Consider the following 5,575-nt stretch of genomic DNA (forward strand, 5'->3'; position numbering starts at 1 on the left):
CAACTCCCGCCGCTCCGGCGTCGTCAGCTCGATCGCCACCGCCGCCTTGCCCATCGCCAGCCCCCACGACCCTGCATCAGAATCGTAGGAACTTCGAGATCAGGACACTAGGGAGGAAACAAATGTCCAAGCTCAAGGGCGCGGCTGCTGCGTTTGCGTTCATGCTCGCACCGGCAGTGGCACCAGCACAGGTCTCCGACGAAGTCGTGCGCGTCGGTGTGCTCAACGACGTCTCCGGTCCTTATGCCGATTTCGCTGGCCCTGGTTCGGTCACCGCGGCGCGCATGGCGGCCGAGGACTATGGAGGACGTGTGCTCGGCAAGCCAATCGAGGTAATCGGTGGCGACCACCAAAACAAGCCGGATGTCGGCGCCTCGCTGGCGCGTCGCTGGATCGACACCGACCGCGTCGACATGATCATCGATATGCCGAACTCGGCTGTCGCGCTGGCGGTGCAACAGGTAGGGCGGGAGCGGAATCGCATCATCATCAACACCTCCGCGGTCACCACCGAACTCACCGGCCGGCAATGCTCGGCTGTCGGCTTCCACTGGGTCTTGGACAGTTATGCCCTCTCCTCCGGTATCACCCGTGCCGTGATGCAGCAGGGCGGCAAAAGCTGGTATTACCTGACCGTCGACTACGAAGGCGGTTACGCGAACGAACGCGGCTCGGAAGCGGTGGTGAACGCGGAGGGCGGTCGGGTGCTCGGCCGGGCGCGGCACCCGCTGAACACTGGAGACTTCTCCTCTTTCCTGCTGCAAGCCCAGGCCTCAAGGGCGCAAGTCGTAGCACTGGCTAACGGCGGCACAGATACCATCACAGCCATCAAGCAGGCGGGCGAGTTCGGCCTGACCCGGCAAGGTCAGCGGCTGATTGGCTTCTTCGTCAACATCACCGACGTCAAGGCGCTCGGCCTGCAGACGGCGCAGGGCGTTGTCGCCGTGGATGCCTGGTACTGGGACCAAAACGAGGAAACCCATGCCTTCGCCCGCCGCTTCGCGGAACGCCATCGTGGCGCGATGCCAACGCAGTACCAAGTCGGCGTCTATTCGGGCGTGCGACACTAGCTGAAGGCGATCGAAGCGGCCGGGACACGTCGTGCCCCTGGGCATGGTGTAGGAGGCCGCCATCGTAACGGAGGCGGCCATCGTGGTGGTCCTGGGTAGGGTGGGGTTGTCGAGACCTACACCCCGAACCTTGGACAGCCACGATGACCGACGACAGGATCGCCCTTCGGGAGCTCTTGGAGAAGGGTTCCGACGCGACCTTCCTCCGCGAGATGATCGGCTTCGCCGCCCAGCGGCTAATGGAGCTCGAAACTGATGGTCTGTGCGGCGCTGCCCATGGTGAACGCAGCGCCGAGCGGGTGAACCAGCGCAACGGCTACCGCGAGCGAGACTGGCAGACCCGGGCCGGAACAGTCGAGCTGCGCATCCCGAAGCTACGCAAGGGCACTTACTTCCCGGGCTTCCTGGAGCCCCGCAGGACCGCCGAGAAGGCGCTAACCGCGGTGATCCAGGAGGCCTATGTCCAGGGCATCTCTACCCGCTCGGTCGATGACTTGGTCCGGGCCATGGGCCTGGAGGGCGTCTCAAAAAGCCAAGTCAGTCGCCTCTGCGCCGAGATCGACGAGCGGGTCGGCGACTTCCTCGCCCGCCCCATTGAGGGCGACTGGCCCTACCTGTGGCTCGACGCCACCTACGTGAAGGTCCCCGAGGCGGGCCGCATCGTCTCGGTCGCGGTGACCGTCGCGGTCGGCGTCAATGGCGACGGCCGGCGCGAAGTCCTCGGCATGGCCATCGGCGCCTCCGAGGCGGAGACGTTCTGGCTGGACTTCCTGCGCTCGCTGGCGCGGCGCGGATTGCGCGGCGTCAAGCTGGTCATCTCCGATGCCCATGAGGGGCTGAAGGCCGCGGTGACGAAGGTGCTGCGGTCAACCTGGCAAAGGTGCCGCGTGCATTTTGGCCGCACCGCCCTGGCCCATGCCGGGAAGACCCAGCGCCGCATCGTCTCGGCCTGGATCGGCACTGCCTATGCCCAGGAGGACGCCGCGACGGCCCACGCCCAATGGCGCACGGTGGCCGACCAACTTCGCCCCAAGGTGCCGAAGCTGGCCGCCTTGATGGACGCTGCCGAGGAAGACGTCCTCGCCTACATGCACTTCCCCGTCGCGCATCGGGCCAAGTTACACAGCACAAACCCGATCGAGCGGCTCAACGGCGAAATCAAGCGTCGCACCGATGTCGTCGGCATATTCCCGAACGAAGCTGCCGCGGTCAGACTAATCGGGGCGATCCTGCTCGAGCAGTCCGATGAGTGGGCCACCCAGCGGGCCCGCTACATGACCCTGGAGACCATCGGCACCATCAGCGATACTGCCCCAGTCAGCCTGCCAGCCCTGGCATCCTGACAAGGCGGCCCAACCCGCCCAGGAGCATCGCTCCTACACCATGCGTCGGGACACGATCCCGGGACAGATGAGGGCCTGGCAGTCGCGGCGAAGATGCGCGAACTACCGGTGAACGACGTCTTTGCTAAGAGCGGCCGTGTTCGGGCGGACGGACGGCATGTCCATGATGTCAATCTGATCGAGGTGAAGCGGCCCGAAGAGTCGAAGGGCCCGTGGGATCTCTACCGTATCATCGCCACCATCCCGGGCGAGCAGGCCTTCCGACCGCTGCATGAGGGTGGTTGCCCGCTGGTCCGCCAATAATCGGCGGCAAGGCTCAGGCCGACGGCTTTATGGAAAAACATAGGCATTCCTATGAACGTGGGATACCCTATCTTCAGAGGGTATCCTATCTTTTGGGGGCCGAATGCCTGGGGCGAGCAACGCCGAGAGCGGCACCGATGATGGATCACCGTTCCCGCTAGTGCTGCCAAGCGAGGCGGAACTCGCCGCGCTCAAGCGCTGGAAGCGCCAACACTGGGTCGAATTCGCTCTGCTGGCGCTGGCACGCGGCGGCATCGAGGCCGTCAGGATCGAGGATCTCGCGCGACGCAGCGACCGTACCCCGGGCAGCTTCTACAGCCATCTCCCTAATCGCGATGTGCTGCTCAGCGCCATGGCCGAGGACTGGCTGCGGCGAAAGCTGGCTCAAGTTGAATGGGTCCACGACCACCTGCGGCGTACCGGGCGTTTCACCCTCTCTGGCATCCTGCAGGACGCCGCCGAGCACCGGGCCGGTCGCTGGACCGGGCGGTCTGGGTCCGAACTGGAACTCGCCATGCGCATCTGGGCGCATAGGGACTCGCGGGCCCTGCGTGTCGTCCGCCAAGTCGATGCTCTCCGCATCTCAGCGGCGCGGGAGATGGTTCGGGCCGAGTACCCTGAGGCTCGGCATTCGACCGAGATCGGCCTGCTGCTGAACTGGATCCTCGCGGGCCGCCACATTGTCTTCCTCGACCCCGCCGAGCCGTTGCTGCCAGCGAAGGGCAACGAGGCGGCGGAACTTCTGCTGGAAATAGCCAGGGCGGATGCGGGCCCGGGTCGCGCAGCGCCCGGATTGCCCCGCAAACTTGCTGCGCGGAGGCGCCGTACGTGATGCGAGTGAAGCTCAACCGCCGTTCCGCCATGACTGCGGTCGCCGCCGCAGCCTTCCCCGCCCCATCGCGGGCGCAGCAACGCATGCCGGAACTCGTCAAGCTGGTCGTAGGCCTGCCGCCGGGTAACCTACCGGATGTCATCGCCCGGACCATAGCGTCCTACCTCGCCGGCCGCGTCGCGCCCACCGTGGTAGTAGAGAACCGCGTGGGAGCTGCCGCGCGATTGGCCGTCGATGCGGTGCTTCAGGGGCCGCGGGACGGCAGCCAAGCCCTCGTGACCCCGTCGGGAGTGCTCACGCTCGCACCCCATACTTTCAAGACCCTGGCCTACAAACCATTCGAGGATCTACAGCCAGTCAGCCTGCTTGGCCGCGCCGCCTTCAGCTTCTGCGTCGGCCCTATGGTGGCCAGTTCGGTACGAACGGTGCGAGACTTCGCGGAGTGGTGCCGCGCCAATCCGACCAAGGCGTCCTATGCCAGCGTGGCCGCCGGCTCGCCGCCGCATTTCGTGGGCGAGATGCTGAAGCTCGCGCTGAAGTTTGAATGCACGCATGTGGCCGGTCGCAACGACCCGGTGCCCGAGGTTATCGGCGGGCAGATCGCGGCACTGAGCAGAGCGAGCGCAGACATGCTGCGACTGGCCGGCGACCAGCGCCTGCGCATTTTGGGGATCACGGGTACGGCGCGCTGGTCGCGTATGCCAGATACGCCGACCTTCGCCGAGCAGGGCGTGCCCGGCCTCGACTGGCTCGATTGGTATGGCATGTACCTGCCCGCCGGCGCTCCGCCTGGCCTCGCGGCCAGGTTGTCGGAGACGATCCAGGCCGCCTTCCACGATGCGCGCTTCGTCGAGCAGTGGCGCACCGCGCTGACAATCGACCCCGAGGCGTCTAGCCCCGGGGAGTTGGACCGCCTCGGCCGCTCCGACCTGGAGCGATGGGCCGGCGTGGTCAAAGCCACCGGGTTCGCCGCGGAGTAGGTGCCGGGACTGTCCTGCCATCCGAACCAGAAGCAGTGTGGGAAACTTGCGGCCGACCGCGGTTGTGGCAGCCCTTTCCTAACACGCGGGGAGGGCGAGTGCGCGTGTTAGCCGGAGCAGCGCACGAAAAAGACCGCCGCATGCATCCTTACTTCGCGTTCCACAAGTTTGCTGCAAATCGTTTCGCGCGAAGCGCGCGTCTGCCGAAGCGCTGTCCGATCATCTCGCATGATCGACGCTGGTGAGCGATGTGAATGCTGGCCACACGAACGAAAAACTTGCGATTTAGTGCATTATCGTCGTGTCTTGTGCGATGATGGCGAGCCGCATCTCAACAGGGTCGGCTTCGAGCGCTATCATCGGCCGAAATGGACCTCGCTCGCCGCCTCGCACCGCTTCTGCCGTTCTATTATGGCTGGGTGGTCATCGCCGTTGCTTTCGTCACCATGGGTGTGGCGGTGAGCGCGCGCACCGCCTTCTCGCTCCTCTTGCCGCCTCTGCTCGATGAGTTCGGCTGGGAGCGTGGGATGGTTGCTGGCGCTTTTTCGTTCGGCTTTCTCGTGTCCGCTGTCCTAAGCCCTTTCGTCGGGCAGGCTGTAGACCGGAACGGGCCACGCATTGTCATCGGCATGGGTGTTGCCCTGATGGCGACGGGCTTGTTCCTGGCGCCGATGATCAGCGCACCCTGGCACTTTTACGGAACGCTCGGCGTGCTTGTTGGGGTCGGAGCGAATCTCATGGGCTTCACCGTGCAGTCGCTCTACCTGCCCAACTGGTTTATCCGCCGGCGTGCCATGGCCATCGGTTTTGCGTTCGCGGGGGTTGGCGCCGGCGCGGTTGTTCTTCTACCTTGGTTTCAGCTAGGCATTGATCGTGACGGTTGGCGGGCAGCCTGCCAGGCCATGGGCTTGCTCGTGCTGGTGGTTGTCGGTCCACTGGCCCTGCTGGTCCATCGCCGTCCGGAAGACATTGGCCTGCTACCGGACGGCACTCGACATGTCACTGGTCCCGGCGGGACGCGGCGCACCTCTCACGTCGTAGATCCCG

General features: G+C 65.3%; 6 protein-coding genes. All 6 read left to right on the forward strand.

The features are described from left to right. The first annotated feature begins 122 nt into the window (after positions 1 to 122). Complete coding sequence (locus tag E2C06_RS35115) at positions 123 to 1,070, forward strand: ABC transporter substrate-binding protein (protein ID WP_133293183.1); 948 nt, start codon at positions 123 to 125, stop codon at positions 1,068 to 1,070. A gap of 143 nt (positions 1,071 to 1,213) precedes the next feature. Then, complete coding sequence (locus tag E2C06_RS35120) at positions 1,214 to 2,413, forward strand: IS256 family transposase (protein ID WP_133293184.1); 1,200 nt, start codon at positions 1,214 to 1,216, stop codon at positions 2,411 to 2,413. Positions 2,414 to 2,521: 108 nt separating this feature from the next. After that, positions 2,522 to 2,716, forward strand: a complete 195-nt coding sequence (locus E2C06_RS35125; RefSeq protein ID WP_133293185.1) for a hypothetical protein — start codon at positions 2,522 to 2,524, stop codon at positions 2,714 to 2,716. 103 nt (positions 2,717 to 2,819) lie between these two features. Then, positions 2,820 to 3,548, forward strand: a complete 729-nt coding sequence (locus E2C06_RS35130) for a TetR/AcrR family transcriptional regulator (protein WP_133293186.1) — start codon at positions 2,820 to 2,822, stop codon at positions 3,546 to 3,548. Continuing rightward, positions 3,548 to 4,528 (forward strand): tripartite tricarboxylate transporter substrate-binding protein, encoded by a 981-nt coding sequence (locus E2C06_RS35135; RefSeq protein ID WP_241671612.1) that lies wholly within the window; start codon positions 3,548 to 3,550, stop codon positions 4,526 to 4,528. The genes E2C06_RS35130 and E2C06_RS35135 overlap by 1 nt, the downstream gene beginning before the upstream one ends. Positions 4,529 to 4,896: 368 nt before the next feature. Beyond that, positions 4,897 to 5,575, forward strand: a 679-nt coding sequence (locus E2C06_RS35140; protein ID WP_133293188.1) for an MFS transporter, incomplete at its 3' end; no start/stop codon positions are given.

It is taken from the genome of Dankookia rubra, assembly GCF_004355005.1.
GTDB classification, from domain to species: Bacteria; Pseudomonadota; Alphaproteobacteria; order Acetobacterales; family Acetobacteraceae; genus Paracraurococcus; species Paracraurococcus ruber_A.